The organism is Micromonospora noduli (genome assembly GCF_003264365.1).
GTDB classification, from domain to species: domain Bacteria; phylum Actinomycetota; class Actinomycetes; order Mycobacteriales; family Micromonosporaceae; genus Micromonospora; species Micromonospora noduli.
On record NZ_PYAK01000133.1, the window covers coordinates 1 to 1,432 of the forward strand.

Genomic DNA, 1,432 nt, shown 5'->3' on the forward strand with positions numbered 1-1,432 from the left:
TGAGTCGGCGCGCCGCGCCGCACAGGCCCGCGCCGGCCAGGGCGCGTTGGCACGGCTGGCCGCCGAGAGCGGCGCGAGTCTCCAGGTGGTGGACACCCCGGCCTCCGCGCCGATCGAGGACCAGCCGGCCCTCGCGCCGGAGCAGGTGGAGTCCGCGCTGCGCTACGGCTGGCGGTTGGCCGAGCAGGCCGCCGACGCCGGCGTACAACTGCTGGTGCTCGGCGCGTGCGGAGCCGGCACCGAGGCGGCGGCCGCTGCGGTGCTCGCGGCGACCGCGGGCGCGGAGCCGCCCGCCGTGCTGGGCCGGGTGATCACCGACTCCGGCGAGATCGACGACGCGGCGTGGATGATCCGCTGCGCGGCAGTGCGTGACGCCCTGCACCGCACCCGACGCTCGTCGCGCGGCGCCAAGGACATCCTGGCCGAGCTGGGCGGCGGCGACGTGGCGGTGGCCACCGGCGTGCTGCTCGGCGCCACCGCCCGCCGGGTGCCGGTGCTGCTCGACGGGCCGGTCGGGTTGGCCGCCGGCATGGTGAGCCGCGACCTGGCCGGGCAGGCCCGGCACTGGTGCCTGCTGGCCGACCACGGCGGGCACCCCGCCGTGCGGCTCGCCGCCGACGTGCTGGGCCTCACTCCGCTGCTCGACCTGCGGATGGATCTCGGCGAGGGCGCGAACGCGCTTGTCGCGCTGCCGCTGCTGCGCTCGGTGCTGGCGCTGTCCGCCACGCTGCCGGTGCACCCGTCGCTGGCCGGCACGGACGACACCGACCCGGCCGTCGACGAGCCGGAGTCCACCGACCCGAGCTACGCCGACCCGGATCTCACCGAGCCCGACTCGACCGGGCCCGACTTCGCCGAGCCGGAGCCGGCCGGGCCGGGCCCGGCCAGCACCGGGGCGGACGAGCAGCCGGCGACGGGCTGGCGTGCCGGCTGAGCCACGCCTGCTCGCGGGGGCCCGGCTGGCGGTCACCACCTTCACCACGCTGCCGGTGCGGGCCGGGCGCATCGACCGCCCGGTCGCCGGCACGGCGATGGCCCTCGCCCCGGTGGTCGGCGCACTGCTCGGCGCCCTACTGGCCGGTGTGCTTCTGCTGACCGGGACGCTCGCCCCACCGCTGGTGGCGGCCGGTGTGACAGTCGGCGTCGCCGCGCTGCTCACCCGGGGGCTGCACCTGGACGGGCTGGCCGACACCGTGGACGCGCTCGGCTCGTACCGGCGGGGCGCGGCCGCCCTGGAGATCATGAAGAAGCCGGACGTCGGTCCGTTCGGGGTGGTCGCCCTGGTGGTCGTACTCCTGGTGCAGGCGGCTGCGCTCGCCGACCTCGCCGGTCGGTCCTGGCCGGCGTGCCTCGCGGCGGTGGTCGCGGCGACCGCGGCCGGGCGGCTCGGCGTCACGGTGGCCTGCCGGCGGGGAGTGCCGGCGGCCCGGCC

2 protein-coding genes are annotated in these 1,432 nt (G+C 78.4%); both read left to right on the forward strand.

What is annotated here, in order from left to right; genetic code table 11:
* A partial coding sequence (locus GUI43_RS33265) for a nicotinate-nucleotide--dimethylbenzimidazole phosphoribosyltransferase (protein ID WP_170158819.1) occupies window positions 1-934 on the forward strand: 934 nt, incomplete at its 5' end.
* Window positions 924-1,432, forward strand: a 509-nt coding sequence (locus GUI43_RS33270; protein WP_112700726.1) for an adenosylcobinamide-GDP ribazoletransferase, incomplete at its 3' end; no start/stop codon positions are given. The genes GUI43_RS33265 and GUI43_RS33270, both read left to right, overlap by 11 nt.